Origin of the sequence: Microterricola viridarii, from assembly GCF_001542775.1 — a bacterium.
Taxonomy (GTDB): Bacteria; Actinomycetota; Actinomycetes; order Actinomycetales; family Microbacteriaceae; genus Microterricola; species Microterricola viridarii_A.
This window is the reverse complement of the sequence record NZ_CP014145.1, coordinates 3,043,734-3,062,965: the sequence shown is the minus strand read 5'-3', so window position 1 is coordinate 3,062,965 and position 19,232 is coordinate 3,043,734. Positions and strand designations below refer to the sequence as shown.

Sequence of the window (19,232 nt, the reverse complement as noted above, 5' to 3'; positions counted from 1 at the left end):
GAGATGCGCTCCAGTGTCACTTCTTGAGCTAGATGAGACTTTCTTCCCAGAATGAGACCACGTCTTTGCTGGAGTCGCTGATTGCAGGTCATCACAGATTTTCTCGTTTTGGTTGAGACCCGTTGGCTTCCGGGGTCACCGTCCACTGCACGTGCCAGAGAACGGTTGCCTTACCGTCAGCGGTGCGCGAAAGCGTGAGCGGGATTCAGGGGGCTGTTCGCGAAGTGGCGGGGCGCGGGATGGGCGCTCCAGGTATAAGACTTCCTGGCCCCGAGGGTTCTCTCTTGCCGCTTCTAACCGTTTCTACCTGCGGCCATCTGGAGGGCGGCCGTCAGGATGGCCTGATGCTGTACCTGGCTCAAATGAGCCAAAACGAATGAACGCTTGTTTGCGGATGTTGCGGGCTGGCCTTGCAATTCCCTGACGCTGCGTGACTCAGTGATTTCGCCGGCGTGCGCTTCTATCGCTTGTCCGACATCGAGATAGCTGGATGCCCACTGCAAATCTAACCGCTCGAGTTTTCCCAGTTCTTCTGCCTCGGAAGGGGAAGTGCTCACCAGAGCGGACAGCACGTCCAATGCCGACCACGTCTTGTTCTCAATGTGCTTCTGTACGTGCGGTTTCGGGCCGTTCCGCTCGACAGCTCCCCACAGCTTGATGAGTTCCCAAACGTTGGGTTCGAGCTCATCAAACGGTCTCTCGGTGTGAAGCGCGACGAACGCATTCAGTCGTTCTAAGAAATCGAGTTCAAGAGTTTGCCCCTTTTCATTCCAATCTCGTACCTCGTCCATTCCGCCAATACTTCTTCCAGTCAGGATGCGTGTTGCGTCGAACATCAGGTAGACAGTTTCCGCTCCGCAGGAAAATGCTTCGTCCACGAGGAGGGGCAACTGTTCGTTGGTGACGTCCACGAGCACTTCTGCGATGAAATGTGAAATCTGGTCGCGCGCGGAGGCCCAGCCGTGTCCTAAAGGGAGATTGGGATACAGCTTGAGTACCCACCGGGCCAGACTCACTGAACGTTCGGAAGTCGTTTCGCGTTCCGCATTAAGCTTCTGAATCGTTCGGCGCGGTTCCGTCACAACGTGCCGTTCGACATCCTCAATCTGCAATCGCACCTGGTCAGGGCTATCTAGGTTTTCGAGCACCAATCGCACTGTTGCGTCATGGAGGTCATCATGATGCACGCCGAAGTTGAAGTATCGGTCGAAGTAGAATTCATCAGCAACCTTTCGCGCGCCTCGCGGTCCATAGTCGCCGATGCTGGCACGTGCCCAGATAGCTCCGACTGCCGGGAAGAGTGCCCGAACCACCGTCAAGACGGTCTCCTGATGAGCATCGTCAATCTCCGCGGTTGAGAACAGGTCCTCTAATTTCTGCCTACGCTTGTCAGCACGAAGATTCTCGTCGGCCTCATACCCGATATCCCCACTCGAGAAGAATTTCCGCTCAGACTGAATAATCCCGTACAGACGTGGCTCGAATGTTCGAACCCAGCTCAGGAGTACGAAGTCGAATGTGTTGACCTCGTTGGCGACAGAAGGCAGAAACGCCTCAAGCTGAGCAAAGAAATGCTTGATTGCACGAGGCGTTGTAAGTCGCTCAATGAACCCAGTCTGAAGGAGCTCGGATAGTTGACTTTCGTCTCGAGCAGTTAGAGTCGCGCCGGACTTCGTCACGACTCCTCGGAGCGCCTCTTCAAACAGCTGCATGACCAGGTCAGTTCTCATCGGTGGGATGTCAAAGCGCAGCTGGACTATCTTTTCGAGATAGTCCAATGCTCTACGTGAGTGGCGCGCGCCCACGAGGTCGGTGTTCTCAAGCAAGTCAATGAGTGTCTTCTCGTCGTAACAGAGCAAGTAATAGATGTTCGGGAGCCGTCCAACAAATCGGACCAACTTGAAGACTTCAAGAAGCTCCGCTGAACTAAGCCGGTCCAAATCGTCGAGCACAATAAGGACTGGCTCCAGCAGCTCGACAAGCTGCTCCGCGACCGTCTCGCGTAGCTTGGTCGCGCTGACACGCTCCGGGTTGAAGAGATGTTCAGCTGCGCCGCCGAAATCTGGGCCAAGAACGTTCGCCAACTTTGCAATCGGCACAATTGCACGACTCAGCCGGTCAATGTTCGCGTGGGAGTCTGCCCATCTGTCGCCGGGGGGAACGACGTCACGAAGTTCCGAGAGAAATCCCCACCTCAATGAGTCCGCATCGCTGTAGAGCCAGGGGTTGAAGTTATGGATTCTCCATCCCGCCGAGCTCAACTGCTCCTCAAGCGAAGCGATGACGGTCGTCTTTCCGGAGCCCCAAGCGCCGATGAGCCCGAACACAGATGAATCGCTCTGACCTCGAGCTCGCCCCATAGCGGCCGCCATCGTCTCGACAAACGCGGTGCGCTCGAAGTAACGGGACCTTGGGTCATCCGTCGGATGCACTAGAGCGTCGTCCGTCATCCAGGTCCAGGTGCTTGCATCGCTTGTACTCTCGGTCACTGCGTCCCTCGGCCTTGTTCGCCCACAACTTATTCGGGTCCTGCTCTGGCTGACTCGCGTCCTCTGCCCGCCGCGATAACCGACTAGCGTTTTCCGCCGGCGCGCTGGTCGAGGCTGTAGCTTCCTCTATCCCCGACGGTCACCCCTTCGTACTTGAGCGTTTTTCCGAGATACCCACGCGAGTCATTGTCAGCATCACTCTTGAAAGTGAACGTGCGCGGCTCCGGAATCCAGTCCTCGAGAGCAGCGAGCTCCCAGTCACCGAGAACTCGACCATTCCCTTTCGCAACCATGAGCAAATGGGTGACATCGACTCCGCCACTGCGGACAGTGTCCGCAATAGGCCACCACTGCCTTGCTCTTGAAGCGAAGGTCGATTGCGGCCTTCCCCATGAATAGTCGGTCGAACATCGAGCGAATCTAGACCGACAACGACAACGACTGTTTTCCGTAACTCGGTGAATCGAACATCACCCTCCCGCGAAACGAGCGCGGGGACGAAGACTGCCGACTGTTGCGCTTGGGATGTGTTGAGGACCCGCATCGCGCCTTCCGTCGCGACGTGAATCGCGACGGCCTCGGCCATCTCCGCGTCACGTCGAGTATCGAACTGTCGGTCGCTGATGCGAACGACAGTCTCTGCCGCATCCCGAAGGGCGTCCACTTCTGACGTGTGAACCCCCCACGGCCTCTGCAGACTCTCGCCGATACCGACATAAAACTCGTTAGTTGAGGCATTCCTGAAGGTGTAGATGTACGGCACTGATTTCCCCCGAACCTTGGCGTCTCTGGCGCTCCCTGCACCCTATCGTTGTCCACCTCATTGGCCCGCTGAACTTGCGCAGGCCCGCCCTTGCTGTCGCCAGCTGTGCAACTGGTGCGTCGAGCACTTCGCTGGCAGCCAACCGCGGTCTCGAGACATCGTCCACCGAAGCTGGTTAGGCATTGGGGAACCTCGAAGTTGTGCGGCCCCTCTCTCGAAAGCTGGCTGTCTCAAACTGCCCGCGGGTTGTTCGCGTGTGCATTTACGCATCATCCAGGCCAGCCAGCACTCTTTCGTCCGCCGGGCATTTCGTGCAACCCCGCGAAAGCAGTCGGTGGGCACCGCTTTGGCGCAAGATATGGCCGTGGGCCATGCACTTCAAGCAGTACTCCTTGGTGCCGGCGAAGATTCGGGAAACCTCCGCAGGCCCGTGCTGGTCGCTCTGAAGCTCAGCGGCCATCAGTGGTGCTGTCGTGCCGATGTCGTGGTCAAGTCCATTTGATTGGTCCATCCGCAGCATGGCGTTCAGCGAAGTCGCAGGTGCATTCGTGGCTGTCGAGTGCCGGGCAGCCCAGGTATTGGACATGCGCGCGACGGGAGCCTTTGCCGGGGATTCAGGCCGGCAGTCGACGACGCGACCGCATGTGGCGACGACTGGCCGCCACATGCGTGCATCGTTAGTGAACCAGCGCCGTCAAGATTCCGATGAGAAACTCTGATTCCGTCGGGAAGAACATAGCGAGGAGGATGATGAGAGCAATGATGCAAACTTCAGTTGAGATTTGCACCGTCAGCCCCTTGCGGGTAATGTTGAAGTTAGTTGAAATGGTTCTTTCTTTCTCTCGAAATTAAAGAGCAGAAGCCTCGCCCGTTCCTGCGGACGAGGCATTCTTGCGTTAAGTAACGCGTGCCCATCTGACAGTCTACCACAAGTTTCAAATTGGTGTTGACAAGGCGCGCGGACGAGACTAATATGCGCGTTCCCCGATTCCGTTGGCGATAGGGCGCGGACGCTTTTCGTTCACTGACCAGCTCACAGAGCGCCGTCCGTCAAGTGTTGCCGCAGGAAGAACGGCCGTCTCCGGCTAGCGGCATCCGCCCGTTCTCGGCGTACGTTCGCGCGAGCGACCCGGCAGCGCGCCCCTAGCTGGCTGTGGGTTCGCTTCTGCCTTGGGGCATCTCGTCCCAAATGCGGCCGTCAAGTGTGCGGCCGCCCGCCTTGGGCGTTCGGCCACCCCATTGCTTGTGGAAGAACGGAACTCCGGCGTCAGCGCACTTGTCTCGAATCTCGCGCACCCAGTCCGCGTCAAGCGGTCTGGCTCGAGGTCCAGATTCTCCACCAGTAATCACCCAGTCGATACCGTCGAGGTCCAAATCTGGAAGCGGTCCCAAAAGTGGTTCACAGGAGAGGAATCTCACCGCAGCAGGCACGGCGCGGAGGTCATCGACCCGGTACACGTGGTCATTGTCCTCAATGCTCACGCCCATCCATAGGTTCGTTGGCCAGTCGAGTTTGTCGGCAATCTTCGGCAAGCGGGAGGAGCGCTTCGTAAGGACCTGGTAGGTGTGCTGCGGCGTATCTGCGATGACGTCGAACACTCGACGAACGAAATCCAGCGGGACACGAGCGTGGAAGAGGTCGCTCATTGAGTTCACGAACACGACCTTCTTTCCGCCCCAGCGATAGGGCTGGGCAAGAGCAGGTTCGTGAAGCGTCAGCGCAAACCCTGGTCCGGAGGTGACTGGATTCCCGTCGTTCTGGTATTTCTCCGCGCCCATAGCTTTCAGCCGTTTAGACAACGTCAATGCGTAGCAGTTGTCGCAGCCGGGCGTGATTTTGTCGCAACCCGTTGTCGGGTTCCAAGTCACTTCGGTCCACTCAATGCCAGAGCGCTGCGCCATGCTCGACCTTTCTACGCGTTGCGCGTTACGTAAATCGCGTAACGCGTTTCGGTTAGCATAGGTGAATGGGCACCGAAAATCGCGAAGCGCTCCGCAGCGTGTCCCAAGCTGCGTTTGGGCAACAGCACAGGCTGGAGCTGATGCTTTGCATCGCCAACGCAGAAGACGGAATCTTCTCGCTCACTGAACTGGCGAAGGCGCTAGACGTGACCATGAGCAGCCTTCAGCGGCCGATGGATAGCCTCCTCGCCACGCAACTTATTAGTGCGCTTCCGGACGCGGACTCAAAGTACCGGTACTACACGCGCAACCCGAGTGCGGCGTGGGCTTGGGCTCATGAACTTGCCCAGCAGGCCGATGAGGTTGAAGCGGTAGGGACGGAATTGACGCGCGTTCATGCCCCTCGCTAGTGCCCCCAGTTCAAGGGCCGTCGAATTTGCGGTACCCCTCGAATCTTGGGACAAGGGGAGCCACCCGTCCTAAGAATTGAGCTTCAGCTCCACGGGCGCTGTCCGGACCTTTGCATTGGTGTGCCAGCATTGACCCCAAGTTGAACCAAGGGGGGCTCTTGACCAGCACGCAATTGTCTAGTGGAAGTCACGCTGTTTGGTCCCTCGAGCCTCACACTCGAGCGAAGCATGACCTGCTTGAAAGGTATCTCGGTGCGTGGTATCCCGCGCTCGCAAGCCACAACAAGCGCATCCTCTTCCTCGATGGTTTCGCAGGCCCCGGCGTCTATGCTTCCGGCGAACCAGGCTCTCCGACGATTGCTCTGAGGACGCTCCTCGAGCACAGTCACCTGCCCCAAATGTCGGGTACCGAGTTCATCTTCATCTTCAACGAGAAGGACCGGACCCGTCACCAGAAGCTTCTTGAGGTCGTCGCCACAGAGCAGGCGAGGCACCCCGCCTGGCCCGCAAATGTGAAGGTGTTTGTTGAAAACGAGAACTTCACTAGCGTCGCCACTGAGATTCTCGCCCAATTGGGCACCGGGCGGCTGGCCCCAACTTTCGCGTTCCTCGACCCGTTTGGTTACAAGGACGTTCCAATAAAGCTCATCGCTGACCTTATGAAGTTCGACCGAAGCGAGCTTTTCATCTATTTCGACCACAACAGCGCAGTTCGATTCAGCACTGCTGGCAACGTCGACGTGCAGTTCGAGGCCCTCTTCGGGACGGACGAGTTCAAGAACGCCCCACCGGCATCAGACCCGAACCGAGGAACGTTCCTCCGAGATTTGTATAGAGACCAACTCATGAAGGAATGTGGATTCAAGTACGTTCGCCATTTCGAAATGGTGAATTCACAAGGCCGTACAGGCAACTACCTATTCTTCTGCACGCGTCACAAGCTCGGTCTCGAGAAAATGAAGGATGCAATGTGGAGGGTCGACCCGCAAGCGGGGAACAGGTTCTCCGACATTCTTGCCGGCCAACAAGTGCTCTTTGATGATGTAGTCGACACGGGTCCACTTCGCGCTGAACTGAAGAGGGTCTTCTCGGGGCGCACCGTGAGCATCGAGATGATTGAAGACTACGTTCTAGTGAATACCCCGTTCGCGAAGACTCACATCAAGGTGAAGACGCTGAAGCCGATGCAGCTCGCGGGGGAGATTAGCTCACCGAACCAGCGTCGGCCCGGTACCTTTCCCTCCGAAACTCAAGTCACGTTCCACTAGAAGGCCTCGAGTAGCATCCCTCTCCGACCATGTGGCTAACGGCGAATCGGCCAAAGAGTCATATCAAGACCGCCTTCTAGCTTCGCAATGGTCTCGAGGTCAGGCCACACACGCCCGTCGAGAATCGACGCGAGTGTGACGTGCGACAAGTCGCAGGCAGTGGCGGCCGTGCGGAGGCTCCTATCACCAACCGCAGTCCGGAGGTTGAGCGCGAACAGCCTGGCGACCTCACCGACGGTAGACGTTGACGGAACGTCCGGCCACGACGGAGTTAGGTCGCGGGGACGGTCCCGAAACGGCCGAGCCATGTGCCTAGGCGCCTGAACGCTGGGGATGCGGGCCGAGCGAGAGGGAGGTGATGGTGGCCTCCTACTCTCAACAAGGTGGGAAAAGTCTCATCTAGCTCAAGAAGTGACCTCCAGCCTCACGTTGAGTGAGGCAAGCCATACGGGCGTTGGGGGCTCGAGACGTGAAAACTGGAGCCGATGACGGGAATCGAACCCGCGCTATCTGCTTGGGAAGCAGAAGTTCTGCCATTGAACTACATCGGCGTGCGGCATCCGATGCCGGATGCGCGTGATGAACATGTTAGCAACTGATCGACGTCGGGCAATGCGCAGACACCCTGTACAGCCCCGGCGAATCGGGCTAGCGTGCCTAGGGAGCACTCGATCCCGCATCGCCGCTAGACGCTCTCTCTGCCGACCGGCCCGGTGCGCTGCATGGCAAGGAGAACTACGTGTCTCAGAATCAGCCGAAACCCCACGACTACGCGCCGGCCTACACCGACGGCCTCTCGCGGGAGAAGCATCCGCTGTTGCGGTTGGCCGAAGAACCGGTGGATCCGGGCAGTGCGTACCGCTTCATCCACGACGAGCTGCTGCTCGACGGCAGCTCGCGGCTGAACCTGGCCACCTTCGTGACCACGTGGATGGACCCGGAGGCCGACAAGCTGATGGCCGAGTCCTTCGACAAGAACATGATCGACAAGGACGAGTACCCGGCAACGGCGGCGATCGAGGGCCGCTGCGTGTCGATCGTGGCCGACCTGTTCAACGCTCCCGGTCTCGACCCCGACGACCCGCGCAGCGCGACCGGCGTCTCCACCATCGGCTCCAGTGAGGCGGTGATGCTGGCCGGGCTGGCCATGAAGTGGCGCTGGCGGGCGGCGCGGGCGGCCACCGGGGCCGACCAGTCGCGGCCCAAGCTCATCATGGGCAGCAACGTGCAGGTGGTGTGGGAGAAGTTCTGCCGCTACTTCGACGTCGAACCGGTCTACCTGCCGATGGAGCCCGGCCGGTACGTGATCACGCCGGAGCAGGTCGTGGCCGCCGTCGACGAGAACACGATCGGCGTCGTCGCGATCCTCGGCACCACCTTCACCGGAGAGCTGGAGCCGGTCGCAGACATCGCGGCGGCCCTTGACGAGCTGGCCGGCAACGGCGGGCCCGACGTCCCCATCCACGTCGACGGTGCCAGTGGGGCCTTCGTCGTGCCGTTCCTTGACCCGGATCTGAAGTGGGACTTCCGGCTACCCCGGGTCGTCTCCATCAACGCCAGCGGCCACAAGTACGGCCTCACCTACCCGGGCATCGGCTTCGTGGTCTGGCGCTCGCCGGAGCACCTGCCTGACGAGCTCGTCTTCCGGGTGAACTACCTCGGCGGCGACATGCCCACCTTCACGCTCAATTTTTCGCGCCCCGGCAACCAGGTCATCGGCCAGTACTACAACTTCCTCCGGCTGGGCCGGGGTGGCTACCGCGCGGTGATGGAGACGCTGCGTGACACGGCGGTCGAGATCTCCGGGCGCCTGGCCGAGATCCCGCAGCTCGCGGTGATCACCGATGGCAGCGCCATCCCGGTGATCTCCTTCGAGGTGACCCCGGATGCCGGCTTCACCGTGTTCGAGGTGTCGCACGAGCTGCGAGCGGCCGGCTGGCAGGTGCCGGCCTACACGATGCCGGCCGACGCCGAGGATGTGGCGGTGCTGCGCATCGTGGTGCGCGACGGCTTCAACACGGAGCTCGGCCGCATGCTCACCGACGCCGTCGTGACAGCCTGCCGCGAGCTGACGGGGCGTGAGGGCGGTGCCCGGCCGCAGCGCAGCCACTTCGCGCACTAGGTGGGGTCGCGGCGCCGGGCGCACCCTGCGCCTGCGCCGCGAGTCCTGGGGCTTCGCGATCGGCTCCGTGCTGTTCGCGCTGGGCGCCTGGCCCGGCTACGCCAACGCCGTCGGGGTGACGCTCGACAACCTCACCTACTTCGTCGGCTCACTCTTCTTCACCACGGCCGCGCTGATTCAGCTGTTGCTGACCGGTCGCCCGCTGCCGCACCGCGGCTCCTCGCAGGCGGCCCGCTTCGACTGGTTCGCGGCGGCGATCCAGTTTGTCGGCACGCTGCTGTTCAACGTCAGCACACTCGCCGCCCTGCTGCAGAGCAACGGCGCCGAGATCTCGGCGCGGATGGTGTGGCGCCCCGACGCCTACGGCTCCGTCGCCTTCCTCATCGCGAGCGGCCTCGCGGTGGTGGCCACCACCGATCGCGAGTCACTGTGGGATCCGAACGCGCGCAGCTGGTGGTCGACGTGGTTCGGCATGGCCGGCTCGCTCGCCTTCGGCGCCTCGGCCATCGGGGCCGCGGTGGATCCGGCATCCGGCGAGCTGCGGAATGCCGCCATTGCGAACGCGGGCACGTTCATCGGGGCGCTCTGTTTTCTCACCGCGGCGGTGCTGGCCCTGCCTCCCCGGCCAGCCCGTTAAGCTGGCACCGTGCTTCTCTCAGACCGTGACATCAAGGCCAACCTCGACGCCGAGCGCATCCGCATGGAGCCGTTCTCGCCCGAGATGATCCAGCCCTCGAGCATCGACGTGCGCCTGGACCGCTACTTCCGGCTGTTCGACAACCACAAGTACCCCTTCATCGACCCGGCCGAGGACCAGCCGGAGCTCACCCACCTGATCGAGGTGGAGCCCGACGAGCCATTCATCCTGCACCCGGGCGAGTTCGTGCTCGGCGCCACCTACGAGCAGGTGACCCTGCCGGATGACATCGCGGCCCGCCTCGAGGGCAAGAGCTCGCTTGGCCGTCTCGGCCTGCTCACGCACTCCACCGCCGGCTTCATCGACCCCGGCTTCACCGGCCACGTCACCCTCGAGCTCAGCAACGTCGCGACGCTGCCGATCAAGCTCTGGCCGGGCATGAAGATCGGCCAGATGTGCTTCTTCCAGCTCTCCTCGCCGTCGGAGAAGCCCTACGGCTCGGCCGAGTACAGCTCGCGCTACCAGGGCCAGCGCGGCCCGACCGCGTCACGCTCGTTCCAGAACTTCCACCGCAGCGCGGTCGAGGAGTCGACCGCCGGCAGCCTCGGCAACTAGTCCGGGGCGGTGCCGGCCGCCGCTACTGCTCGCGTCGGCGCCGCCGCGCAGCGACGACACCGGCAAACCCGGCGCCGAGGAGCAGCGAACCCAGGGCGAGCCCCGTGCCCCCCTCGACGCCGGTGGAGGCAAGCCCGGTCCCGGCCCCGCCGGAACCGCCGCCCGCCCCGCCGTCCCCGCCCGGCGGTGAAGCACATGCTTCGGGGTCTGAGCCGACAAGCGTGTGCTCGTCGGAAACCGTGACCTCGAGCTGGAACGGGATCGTCCCGAGCTGAGTTGTGTTGGCGGAGTCGAACGGCAGCTGCACCGTGATGCCGATGTCGTGGGCGCCGGGGGTGAGCGCGTCGATGACGCGCGCAGTGCCGTCGTCGTCGAGCAGCTCGGCGAGCGAGCGGGTCACCGATCGGCTCGCGCCGCTCAGGGTGATCACGGTGTCGGCCTCGAGGGCGGCGTCCGTGGTGGGGCCCGTGCGCACCGCCCGCAGTTCGAGCGGCCCGCGGATGTCGCGGCCGGTGGTCACCCGGAACGAACCGTCCAGGCTGGCACCGGGGCTGATCCGCTCGTCGGCGAACAGCGTGCGCGTCGTGACCGGGCTGCCGTCGTCGAGGGTGACCGACCAGTCACGGTCGCAGTTGGCGGCCCAGGCGGGCTCCGCTCCTACGCCGGCGAGGAGGCCCGTGCCGAGCAGGAGGGCGCTGGCGGCCGCTCCGCCGACGATGACGGTGATGGCCGTGGGGGCAGTGCGGGCAGTGCGCCGCGTCATCCGCGCGCTCATTGCAGCACGATCTCTGCGATGAGGTCGGTCGACGGGGTTCCGCCCCACCACTCGATGACGACCCACTGCATCAGGTTGCCGTCGACGTTCTTCAGCGCGGTGTCACCCGTGCTCGGCACCAGAGTGACGCTGCTGGCGAGGCTGCCGTTGTTGCCCTGGCCGGCTGCGAGCCCGGCGGCCGCGGCCCAGTCGGTACCGCCCGAGGAGTTCGTGTTCACCGCATAGGTCTCTGCGGGGTACACGTAGGACGGCGGGAACGTGGCGGTGGGCGATCCGGCCGCGACCCAGGTGTTCGCGGTCGACGCGGTGTTGCCGTTGATCTCCAGGAGCGACGGCGTGCAGGTGTTGCGGTTGGCGCATGTGGGGTTGCCGTTGACACTCGCGGTGGAACGGGGGGTGCTGACCAGCCAGCTGAATCGGCGGGCGTTCGAGTTCGTGGCCGCGGTGCCGCCCGTGTTGGGCGGGAGCACGCCCCATCGGGCGAGCGCCTGGACCTCGAGACCGTAGCCCTGCGTCAGATCGAGGCGCGAACCGGGGGTGATGCCGGAGCCGCTTGCCCAGGTGATGGCCCCGGGGGCCGTCGAGTTCGACCAGGCCGTGGCCCGCAGGCTGAAGCTGCTGAGCGTGGTGGCGCAGCTCGACACCTTGACGGCGAGTGTTCGGTTGCCTCCCGCGGGATTCCATGCGGCGTTGTTGGCGACGGGGACGGCGATCATGCGCACCTGCGTGCCCTCGCTACCGGGCACTGTCGGGAAGTCGCTGAGCCGGTAAGCACGGGGGTTCGTGGCCGGGTCAGGGGTTGCGCACCAGTCGCCGGCCCCCGGAGTGACGGCGTTGCCGGCGGCGGCAGTTGTCCAGTACGCCCCCGTCACGCCGCTCGGGATGAGCAGTGCGGCCGCCCCCGCCACGAGGGCGGCGATAAGGAGACGTCTGCCGCGGCGCTGCTGCCGCGCACCCGGCCCAACACCGGTGAGGGCGTTCAGTGGAGGGGTCATGAGGCCACCGGTACCTGGGTCAGCGTGAATGTCGGGGTGAGTGTGAAGAGGGTGGCGGCGCTGGTTGCGGCGCTCCGACCGCCCACCGTGGCGAAGGGGGTTCCGCTCGTCGCCGGGATGGAGAAACGCACGGTGACGGTGTGGGCAACGCCGGGCGCGAAGACGAGTGTTTGTGCGGGAACGGCGATCGCCCCGGCCGCGGTGGGCATGGAGCCTGCCGCCACCACGACGACCTCAGGTGCTGCGTCGATCGACACGGACACCTGCAGTGCAGTGCGCAGTGCGGAGTAACGCGGCTCGGTCAGCGCACTGAACGCGAGAGAGGCGCTCAAGCGCGCGGTGGCGCGGGCGCTGCCGGTGTTGGTGACCGTGTAGGTGTAGCTCTGCCGCTGGATGCCGGGAATGATGCCCGGGGTGTTGTTCGCGCCGGAGGTTCGCACCACCATGCCGGCGGGAACCGTGCCGTACACCTCGTTGGCGACCGCCGTCGGAGCGCTGACGGTCATGCTGAGGTTGCCGGACTGGATCACCGTGGCGGGGCCGGCTGCGGCATCCGTCAGGTAGGCCATCGAGCCCTGAGCGCCGAGCAGCAGCACAGCGGCGAGGCCGGCGGCCAGCGCGAGGGGGAGGGTGTGTTTCATCGACCGTCTCGGGTTCGTCGAATGGTGCACAGGTGAGTTGGGTGCAGGCCAGCGGGGGTAAGCGCCGGCCAGCGGGATCGCGGCGGAGGGTCCGCGATCCCGCTGTACGGGGTGTTACGGGGTGGCGACTGGGATCTGCGTCAGGTTGTAGGCCGCCTGGAAGTTCAGGTTGCCGATCTTTGTGTCGTTGTCTGCAGTCCACGGGAACGTCACCGCAATCTGCACCGGAACGGTGCCGGCGGTGATGTTGGCCGGCGTCAGGTTGGCCGAATTCGTGGCAGAGGGGGCGCTTCCGTTGATGGAGACGACGGAGATGGAGAGCGCAGCGGCCAGTTTGGCGTCGGCCGACGGGGCGCCCGTGACGGCTGTCACGGTGGGGGTGACGGTCAGCGCGGCCTTGAGATTCTTGCCGACCAGGGTCACCGGAACGTTCACGGTGGTGGTCAGCACGTCGCCGGGAACAATCTTGTCAGTGCCCGGCACGTAGTTCACGACCGGGGTGGCGGCCTGGCCGGGATTCACACCGCTGGCGTTCTGTCGGATGGTCCACGTGGTGGTTGCCGTCGTGAGGTTGCCGAGGTCGAGGTTGCCCGACTGGATCTGAACCTGCGGGCCGCTGTCCGTGTCGGTCCAGAACGCGAGCGAGCCGGCTCCGCCGACGAGGAGCGCCGCTCCAACGGTGCCGGCGATGGCGGCCTTGGTGATCTTCTTCATTGCGGTGTCCTGCCGTGAGTAGGGTCAGTGGGTCGAGCGCGAGCCACCGGGCACTCATACTGACAACGGCGCAGAGCATCGGAATGGAAACTGAGCAAAAATTAGCGAAACGCTGAGGGATTTGGCCCGCTAAATGGTTACTTTCTTGCGCTTAAACAGCAAAGAGAGCCCCGCGAACACGGCGTAGCCGATCAGCAGTCCGCCGAGCACGCGAACCGCGATTCCCTTGGTCTGATCGTCGATCAGGTTGGTCGCATAGCCGATCATCGGGACGTGGTACCAGACCACCCCCTTCACCTGGACCTCGCGCACAGAGAGCGCGTCCGGTGCATCGTTGGCGTCCCCCTGCGTCACCAGTCGGGTCTCTCCGGCGACGACATCGACGCCCACCACGCGGTGCGTCACCACCATGGGCTTGCCCGACTCGATTTGGTAGGTGATCACGTCGCCCTGCCGGATCTGGTCGAACGGTTGGGGCTTCACCACGACGATCGTGCCGGGCGGCATGTCGGGCTCCATCGAGCCGGTGAGGATCGTGTACGGCGTCGCGCCGGCCACCCGCGGCACGAGCACGAGTGCGGTGATGGCGGCGAGGCTCACCACGATCACGATCCAGACGAGCACCGCGCCGATGGCCCGCAGCCAGCGCGGCGTGCGGTGCGCGCGCGGCGCGACGGTTGCGCCGCTCGCGTCGTCGGCGGCGACAACGGTCGTTTCCCGAGGGTCGATCATGGCATCAGGCTAGTGGGTGCCCGACACGACTCGGGAGCGCAGAGCAACCAGCACGAAACAGACATCCTACCTTTGCGGGGCGAATGGGCGCTCGCGGCGGCAGAAGCAAGCCGGAAGCAAGCCAGAAGCAAGCCAGAAGCAAGCAGGGGAGGCCAGTCCCTCAGGAACTGGCCTCCCCTGCCCACTCAGGCCTGTGCGGAGCTGTGACGCGGTCTGGCTACTCGGGGCGCAGACGCAGGTTCTGCATGCCGCCGTCGACGGCGATTGAGGCGCCGGTGGTCGAACCCGAGCGCGGGCTGGCCAGGTAGACGACGGCGTCGGCGACCTCGTCGGCGGCCACGAGGCGGCCGTGCGGCTGGCGGGCGTTCAGTGCGGCGCGCTCGGCCACCGGGTCGGCCGCCTTGGTGAGCAGTCCGGTCACCCAGGGGGTGTCGGCGGTGCCGGGGTTCACGCAGTTCACGCGGATGCCCTCGCGCAGGTGGTCGGCGGCCATGGCGCGGGTGAGCGAGAGCACGGCGCCCTTCGACGCCGTGTACAGCGCGCGCTGCGGCAGCCCGGCGGTCGCGGCGATCGAGCTGGTGTTGACAACGGCTGCCGATGGCGACACCCGCAGGTAGGGCAGCGCCGCACGGGTGACGCGGGCGATCCCGGTGACGTTGATGTTGAAGACGCGGGCCCACTCGTCGTCATCGTTGCTCTCGATCGTGCCCTGCGCGCCGATGCCGGCGTTGTTGATCACGATGTCGATGCGGCCGAACTTCTCGGCGACGGCGGCGATGGCGGCCTCGACCGATGCGGAGTCGGCCACGTTGGCCTGCACGGCGAAGTGTGCGGCGTCCGCGCCCTCGGGGCGCAGGTCGAGCACGGCCACGCTGGCACCCTGCTCGTGCAGGCGGGCCGCGATGGCAGCGCCGATGCCGGAGGCGCCGCCGGTGACGACGGCGACGAGGTTCGTGAATTCCTGGGTCATGAGTTGCTCTTCTCGTGTGCGATGAACTGCTGGCGCTGGCGGCCAAGGCCTTCGATCTCGACCTCGCAGACGTCGCCGGCTGCCAGGTAGGGGAAACGGCCGGAGAGGGCGACGCCCTCGGGGGTGCCGGTGAGCACCAGGTCGCCGGGCTCGAGGGCGAGGTACTGGCTGAGGTGCCAGATGACGTGCTTGACGTTGAAGATCTGGTCGACGGTGTTCGAGTCCTGACGGATCTCGCCGTTCACCCAGCTCTGCAGCTGCAGGTTCTGGTGGTCGACCTCGTCGGGCGTGACGAGCCAGGGGCCGGTCGGGTTGAAGCCCGGCGCGCACTTGCCCTTGGACCACTGGCCACCGGAGACGGCCATCTGGAAGTCGCGCTCCGAGACGTCGTTCGCGGCGACGAAGCCGGCGATGTGGTCCATGCTCTCGTCGGGGGAGTCGAGGTAGGAGGCGCGCTTGCCGATCACAATGCCGAGCTCGACCTCCCAGTCGGTCTTTTCGCTGCCGCGCGGGAGCTCGACGGTGTCATTCGGGCCGACGACCGTGTTCGGGGTCTTCAGGAACATGATCGGGATCTCGGGGGGAAGCGAGCCGGATTCCGCGGCGTGCGCCGCGTAGTTCATGCCGATGCAGATGACGGCGCTCGGGCGGGCGATCGGGGCGCCGATGCGCAGGGCGTCGGCGTTCTCGATCGCGGGCAGCGTGCCGGCCTCGAGCGCGGCGCGCACGGCGGCGGGGCCGTCGGAAGAGAGGAAGGCGCCGTCGATGTCGGGCGTGACCGACGAGACGTCGTAGTGGGTGCCGTCAACCAGCACCGTGGGGGTCTCGTGGCCGATGGCGCCGAGGCGTGCGAACTTCATGGGCTTACTCTCTTCTCTCGGGGCGTGGATCAGTGCTGCCCGGCCGGGACTGCTGACGCGCGCGCGGCCCTGCTGGTATCCTAATGATCGGATGTCTAGTGTACCCGGTGGCCGATTGGGCGTCTCCGGCAGAGTTGGACAAACGATGGGATGTGTTCCCAGGCCCCCTAGGAAAGGTTGTCCATGAAGCGCGTGGCCTCTGTAATCGGTCTCCCTCCGGAGAACGTCGCCCGGTACGAGGAGCTGCACGCGAACGCGTGGCCCGGTGTGCTGGCGCGGTTGGCGGCATCCCATGTCACCAACTACTCGATCTACCGCCACGAGGACCTGCTGTTCTCGTACCTGGAGTACGTCGGGGACGACTACGAGGGCGACATGGCCGCGGTGGCCGCCGACCCGATCACGCAGGAGTGGTGGGCCGTGTGCGAGCCGCTGCAGCGCCCCCTCGCCGATCGGTCGGAGGGCGAGTGGTGGAAGGAACTGCCCGAAGTCTTCCACCTCGACTAGACCCGCCAACGTTTCACAGCACGGAGAGCAGACCCACCATGACTCGAGCACTCGGACGCGGCGGACTCGTCGCCGGCCCGCACGCCTTCGGCACCGCCGCCCTCGGCAACCTGTACAGCGCGGTCGAGCAGGATGTCGCGATCGACGCCGTGCACGCCGCCTGGGAGCAGGGCGTGCGCTACTTCGACACGGCGCCGCACTACGGCCTCGGCCTCTCGGAGACCCGCCTCGGCGCGGGCCTGGCCGGACGAGCGCGCGACGAGTTCGTGGTCTCGACGAAGGTCGGCAAGATCCTCGTCGACACCGATGAGTTCCCCGGTGAGCGCGACGAACAGGGCTTCGACGTGCCGAAGAACCGCGTGCGCCGCTGGGACTTCTCCCGCGACGGCGTGCTGCGCTCGATCGAGGGGTCGCTCACCCGTCTCGGCCTCGACCGCCTCGACGTCGTGCTCGTGCACGACCCGGACGACCACTACCGCGAGGCCCTCGACGAAGCCTTCCCGGCACTCGAGGAGCTGCGCGCGCAGGGCGTCATCACCTCCTACGGCGCCGGCATGAACCAGTCGGCGATGCTCTCCGAATTCGTCACGAACACCGATCTCGACGTCATCATGGTCGCCGGGCGCTACTCGTTGCTTGAGCAGCCGGCGCTGGCCGACCTGCTGCCGGCCGCCGAGGCCCGCGGGGTCTCGATCGTCGCCGCCGGCGTCTTCAACTCCGGCCTGCTGGCCACCGACCGCCCTGCCGCCGACGCCAAGTACAACTACGAAGATGCGCCCGCCGAGCTGCTTTCCCGGGTCAACCGCATCGCCGATCTGTGTGAGTCGCACGGGGTGAAGTTGCCGGCCGTCGCCGCCCAGTTCGCCCTCGGCCACCCCGCCGTCGCCACCGTCTGCCTCGGCGCCCGCTCGCGCGCGCAGGTGGAGCGGAACGCTAGCCTCTTTGACGTCGCGATCCCCGGCGCGCTCTGGAGTGACCTCCGCACCGCCGGGCTGCTCGCCGAATCGGCCCCCACGCCCTGAGATTGTCAGCTCCGAAGGAGGCCCAGATGCCCGCACTCTATGAGCCGGCCCAGATGATCGACGCGCACCAGCACCTCTGGAAGATCTCCGAGCGCCGCTACGACTGGATCACCGAGGATGCCGGCATCCTGAACGCCGACTTCGGTCCGGAGGATGTCGAGGCGGATGCCCGCACGGCCGGCGTCACGGGAACCGTGCTGGTTCAGGCGGCCGAGACCTACGACGACACCTTCTACATGCTGAGCGTCGCCGCCAGCTCGCCCACCGTGCTGGGAGTGGTCGGCTGGGTGCCGCTGGATCGCACCGCCGAGGCGGTGGCCGCCCTCGCGCTGTACGCGCAGGCACCTGCCCTCAAGGGCATCCGCGTGCTCTCGCACGACAGGGCCGACCCGAACTGGATGCTGCGGGAGGACGTCGCCGCGACGATCGCCGAGATTTCGCGCCTCGGTCTGGCGCTGGACTACGTGACCGGGGGGCCGGACCGGCTGGCGATCCTGCCGGAGCTGGCCAGGCGGCATCCGCAGCTCACGATCGTGCTCGACCACCTCGGCAAGCCGGACATCGCTGGCAACGGCTTCGAGGCCTGGGCGGAGGCGATCGCACCGTGCGCCGCCGCTCCCAACGTGGTGGTGAAGCTCTCCGGCCTGAACACCGTCTCCGGCCCCGACTGGACGGTCGCCGACTGGCGGCCCTACGTCGACCGCGCCGTGGCGCTGTTTGGCTCCGAGCGGCTGATGCTCGGCAGTGATTGGCCCGTGTCGCTGTTGAACGGCGATTTCGGCGGTGTCTGGCTGGCGCTCCGCGAGTCGATTGCCGGCCTGTCGAGCGCGCAGCAGGACGACATCCTGTACCGCACCGCGGTGCGCGCCTACTCGCTGGAGATCTAGCCTGATCGCGGCGACCCAATAGGGTGAGGCTGAAAGGCTTGTGACGTTTATTTTTCGCCGCCTTCCACCAGTTCGAAAGGTTCCGAAGTCAATGTCGCCTCGCGCCACCACCGGTGTATCCAATTCTGCCCCGGTCACCATCTACCTCACCCGTCACGGCGAGACCATGCTCAACGCGCTCGGACGTGTGCAGGGCTGGTCTGACGCACCGCTCACGTCAAAGGGGCGTGACGTTGCCAGCCAGCTCGGCACCGGCCTCGCTGCGGCAGGCGTGACGTTCGATGCGGCACACGCCGCCGACATGATCCGCCACGGCGAGACTCTGGCGCTCGCGCTGGAGGGGCTTGATTTCGCGGGAGAGGTCGGGCGTGATGCGCGGCTGCGCGAGATGGCCTTCGGCCGCTTCGAAGGCGCGTCCAACGCCGAGATGTGGGAGGCGGTGGCCGCCGAGGCCGCCAAGGCCAACGGCGGCGCCGCCGTTGACGAGAGCGCATTCGACTTCAAGCGCGGCCTGGAGGCGATGGTTCGCCTCAACGAGGGCAGCGGTCTCGTCGCCGAGACGCTGGCCGAGGTCACCGATCGCGCCTTCGCCGCACTCACCGAGATCGCCGAGAACCAGCTCGCGCGGGGCGGAGGCAACGTGCTCGTCGTCTCGAGCGGCATCACGATCATGGCCGCGATTGGCGCGATGGGGGCCGACCTCGAGAAGGCGACGGGCGGCATCGGCAACGCCGCGGTGGCCGAGCTGCAGTACTCCGGCGGCAGCTGGACGGTGGCCACCTTCAATGACCTCAGCTACGTCGAGGCAGGCAAGGCCGCTGCAGAGGCTGCCGCCTAACCAGCTCCCAGCGACTCTGCGCCAGTTGCTGCTGTTCTGCGCCACAGGAGGTGCACAGAACAACACAAAGTGGCGCAGGGTGCCG

At 64.8% G+C, this 19,232-nt stretch carries 18 protein-coding genes and 1 tRNA gene; 9 read left to right on the top strand and 10 right to left on the bottom strand.

Annotated elements, in window-relative coordinates; genetic code table 11:
* Positions 1-293: 293 nt before the first annotated feature.
* Together AWU67_RS14030 and AWU67_RS17025 are read right to left on the bottom strand one after the other, a co-directional pair.
* Positions 294-2,489 carry a KAP family P-loop NTPase fold protein gene (locus AWU67_RS14030; protein ID WP_129586729.1) on the bottom strand — a complete coding sequence of 732 codons (2,196 nt, stop codon included), beginning with the start codon at positions 2,487-2,489 and terminating at the stop codon, positions 294-296.
* A 1,906-nt stretch (positions 2,490-4,395) separates the two neighbouring features.
* Positions 4,396-5,154, bottom strand: a complete 759-nt coding sequence (locus AWU67_RS17025) for a DUF5131 family protein (protein ID WP_082717017.1) — start codon at positions 5,152-5,154, stop codon at positions 4,396-4,398.
* Between the two features lie 65 nt (positions 5,155-5,219).
* Here AWU67_RS17025 and AWU67_RS14020 point away from each other — a divergent pair, with 65 nt between their 5' ends.
* Together AWU67_RS14020 and AWU67_RS14015 are read left to right on the top strand one after the other, a co-directional pair.
* On the top strand, positions 5,220-5,564 hold the full coding sequence (locus tag AWU67_RS14020; RefSeq protein WP_199922298.1) for a hypothetical protein: 345 nt from the start codon (positions 5,220-5,222) through the stop codon (positions 5,562-5,564).
* Between the two features lie 158 nt (positions 5,565-5,722).
* Positions 5,723-6,832, top strand: coding sequence for a three-Cys-motif partner protein TcmP (locus AWU67_RS14015; RefSeq protein ID WP_234407266.1), 1,110 nt, complete (start codon positions 5,723-5,725; stop codon positions 6,830-6,832).
* 477 nt (positions 6,833-7,309) lie between these two features.
* Here the strand turns inward: AWU67_RS14015 and AWU67_RS14010 are convergent.
* A tRNA-Gly gene (locus AWU67_RS14010) sits at positions 7,310-7,383 on the bottom strand.
* A gap of 188 nt (positions 7,384-7,571) precedes the next feature.
* Here AWU67_RS14010 and AWU67_RS14005 point away from each other — a divergent pair.
* Genes AWU67_RS14005 through dcd form a run of 3 tightly spaced genes read left to right on the top strand, consistent with a single transcriptional unit; the run spans position 7,572 to position 10,206 of the window.
* Positions 7,572-8,954: a glutamate decarboxylase gene (locus AWU67_RS14005; RefSeq protein WP_067230340.1), complete on the top strand. Its 1,383-nt coding sequence runs from the start codon at positions 7,572-7,574 to the stop codon at positions 8,952-8,954.
* Positions 8,920-9,591, top strand: coding sequence for a hypothetical protein (locus AWU67_RS14000; protein ID WP_234407265.1), 672 nt, complete (start codon positions 8,920-8,922; stop codon positions 9,589-9,591). Before AWU67_RS14005 ends, AWU67_RS14000 begins: the two co-directional genes overlap by 35 nt.
* A gap of 9 nt (positions 9,592-9,600) precedes the next feature.
* Positions 9,601-10,206 (top strand): dCTP deaminase, encoded by a 606-nt coding sequence (dcd, locus tag AWU67_RS13995; protein ID WP_067230338.1) that lies wholly within the window; start codon positions 9,601-9,603, stop codon positions 10,204-10,206.
* 22 nt (positions 10,207-10,228) lie between these two features.
* Here dcd and AWU67_RS13990 read toward each other — a convergent pair whose 3' ends face one another.
* The 7 genes from AWU67_RS13990 to AWU67_RS13960 all read right to left on the bottom strand — a co-directional run bounded on the left by AWU67_RS13990 (position 10,229) and on the right by AWU67_RS13960 (position 15,893).
* Positions 10,229-10,969 (bottom strand): hypothetical protein, encoded by a 741-nt coding sequence (locus AWU67_RS13990; RefSeq protein ID WP_067230335.1) that lies wholly within the window; start codon positions 10,967-10,969, stop codon positions 10,229-10,231.
* Between the two features lie 8 nt (positions 10,970-10,977).
* The gene (locus AWU67_RS13985; protein ID WP_129586728.1) at positions 10,978-11,976 is read right to left on the bottom strand and encodes a hypothetical protein; all 999 of its coding nucleotides are present in this window, start codon (positions 11,974-11,976) and stop codon (positions 10,978-10,980) included.
* Positions 11,973-12,617 carry a hypothetical protein gene (locus AWU67_RS13980; protein ID WP_067230330.1) on the bottom strand — a complete coding sequence of 215 codons (645 nt, stop codon included), beginning with the start codon at positions 12,615-12,617 and terminating at the stop codon, positions 11,973-11,975. The genes AWU67_RS13985 and AWU67_RS13980 overlap by 4 nt, the downstream gene beginning before the upstream one ends.
* Positions 12,618-12,731: 114 nt before the next feature.
* Positions 12,732-13,331, bottom strand: coding sequence for an alternate-type signal peptide domain-containing protein (locus AWU67_RS13975; protein WP_067230327.1), 600 nt, complete (start codon positions 13,329-13,331; stop codon positions 12,732-12,734).
* Between the two features lie 129 nt (positions 13,332-13,460).
* Positions 13,461-14,063 (bottom strand): signal peptidase I, encoded by a 603-nt coding sequence (locus AWU67_RS13970; RefSeq protein ID WP_082717016.1) that lies wholly within the window; start codon positions 14,061-14,063, stop codon positions 13,461-13,463.
* Between the two features lie 217 nt (positions 14,064-14,280).
* Positions 14,281-15,033 carry an SDR family NAD(P)-dependent oxidoreductase gene (locus tag AWU67_RS13965; RefSeq protein ID WP_067230325.1) on the bottom strand — a complete coding sequence of 251 codons (753 nt, stop codon included), beginning with the start codon at positions 15,031-15,033 and terminating at the stop codon, positions 14,281-14,283.
* The gene (locus AWU67_RS13960; RefSeq protein WP_067230322.1) at positions 15,030-15,893 is read right to left on the bottom strand and encodes a fumarylacetoacetate hydrolase family protein; all 864 of its coding nucleotides are present in this window, start codon (positions 15,891-15,893) and stop codon (positions 15,030-15,032) included. Before AWU67_RS13960 ends, AWU67_RS13965 begins: the two co-directional genes overlap by 4 nt.
* Before the next feature lie 183 nt (positions 15,894-16,076).
* Between AWU67_RS13960 and AWU67_RS13955 the strand changes: the two genes are divergently transcribed.
* The 4 genes from AWU67_RS13955 to AWU67_RS13940 all read left to right on the top strand — a co-directional run bounded on the left by AWU67_RS13955 (position 16,077) and on the right by AWU67_RS13940 (position 19,147).
* A complete protein-coding gene (locus tag AWU67_RS13955) occupies positions 16,077-16,400 on the top strand; it encodes an L-rhamnose mutarotase (protein ID WP_067230319.1) in 324 nt (107 codons plus the stop codon).
* Between the two features lie 38 nt (positions 16,401-16,438).
* A complete protein-coding gene (locus AWU67_RS13950; RefSeq protein ID WP_067230315.1) occupies positions 16,439-17,422 on the top strand; it encodes an aldo/keto reductase in 984 nt (327 codons plus the stop codon).
* A 26-nt stretch (positions 17,423-17,448) separates the two neighbouring features.
* Positions 17,449-18,309, top strand: coding sequence for an amidohydrolase family protein (locus tag AWU67_RS13945; protein ID WP_067230311.1), 861 nt, complete (start codon positions 17,449-17,451; stop codon positions 18,307-18,309).
* Between the two features lie 91 nt (positions 18,310-18,400).
* Positions 18,401-19,147: a histidine phosphatase family protein gene (locus AWU67_RS13940; protein ID WP_067230308.1), complete on the top strand. Its 747-nt coding sequence runs from the start codon at positions 18,401-18,403 to the stop codon at positions 19,145-19,147.
* Positions 19,148-19,232: the final 85 nt, after the last annotated feature.

Excerpts from the sequence above, each read along its gene's own strand:
- AWU67_RS13955 (WP_067230319.1), top strand. The coding sequence starts at position 16,077 with ATGAAGCGCGTGGCCTCTGTAATCGGTCTCCCTCCGGAGAACGTCGCC.
- AWU67_RS13950 (WP_067230315.1), top strand. The coding sequence starts at position 16,439 with ATGACTCGAGCACTCGGACGCGGCGGACTCGTCGCCGGCCCGCACGCC.
- AWU67_RS17025 (WP_082717017.1), bottom strand. The coding sequence starts at position 5,154 with ATGGCGCAGCGCTCTGGCATTGAGTGGACCGAAGTGACTTGGAACCCG.
- AWU67_RS13990 (WP_067230335.1), bottom strand. The coding sequence starts at position 10,969 with ATGACGCGGCGCACTGCCCGCACTGCCCCCACGGCCATCACCGTCATC.
- AWU67_RS13975 (WP_067230327.1), bottom strand. The coding sequence starts at position 13,331 with ATGAAGAAGATCACCAAGGCCGCCATCGCCGGCACCGTTGGAGCGGCG.
- AWU67_RS13970 (WP_082717016.1), bottom strand. The coding sequence starts at position 14,063 with ATGATCGACCCTCGGGAAACGACCGTTGTCGCCGCCGACGACGCGAGC.
- AWU67_RS13980 (WP_067230330.1), bottom strand. The coding sequence starts at position 12,617 with ATGAAACACACCCTCCCCCTCGCGCTGGCCGCCGGCCTCGCCGCTGTG.
- AWU67_RS13965 (WP_067230325.1), bottom strand. The coding sequence starts at position 15,033 with ATGACCCAGGAATTCACGAACCTCGTCGCCGTCGTCACCGGCGGCGCC.
- AWU67_RS13960 (WP_067230322.1), bottom strand. The coding sequence starts at position 15,893 with ATGAAGTTCGCACGCCTCGGCGCCATCGGCCACGAGACCCCCACGGTG.
- AWU67_RS13945 (WP_067230311.1), top strand. The coding sequence starts at position 17,449 with ATGCCCGCACTCTATGAGCCGGCCCAGATGATCGACGCGCACCAGCAC.
- AWU67_RS14020 (WP_199922298.1), top strand. The coding sequence starts at position 5,220 with ATGGGCACCGAAAATCGCGAAGCGCTCCGCAGCGTGTCCCAAGCTGCG.
- AWU67_RS13985 (WP_129586728.1), bottom strand. The coding sequence starts at position 11,976 with ATGACCCCTCCACTGAACGCCCTCACCGGTGTTGGGCCGGGTGCGCGG.
- AWU67_RS13940 (WP_067230308.1), top strand. The coding sequence starts at position 18,401 with ATGTCGCCTCGCGCCACCACCGGTGTATCCAATTCTGCCCCGGTCACC.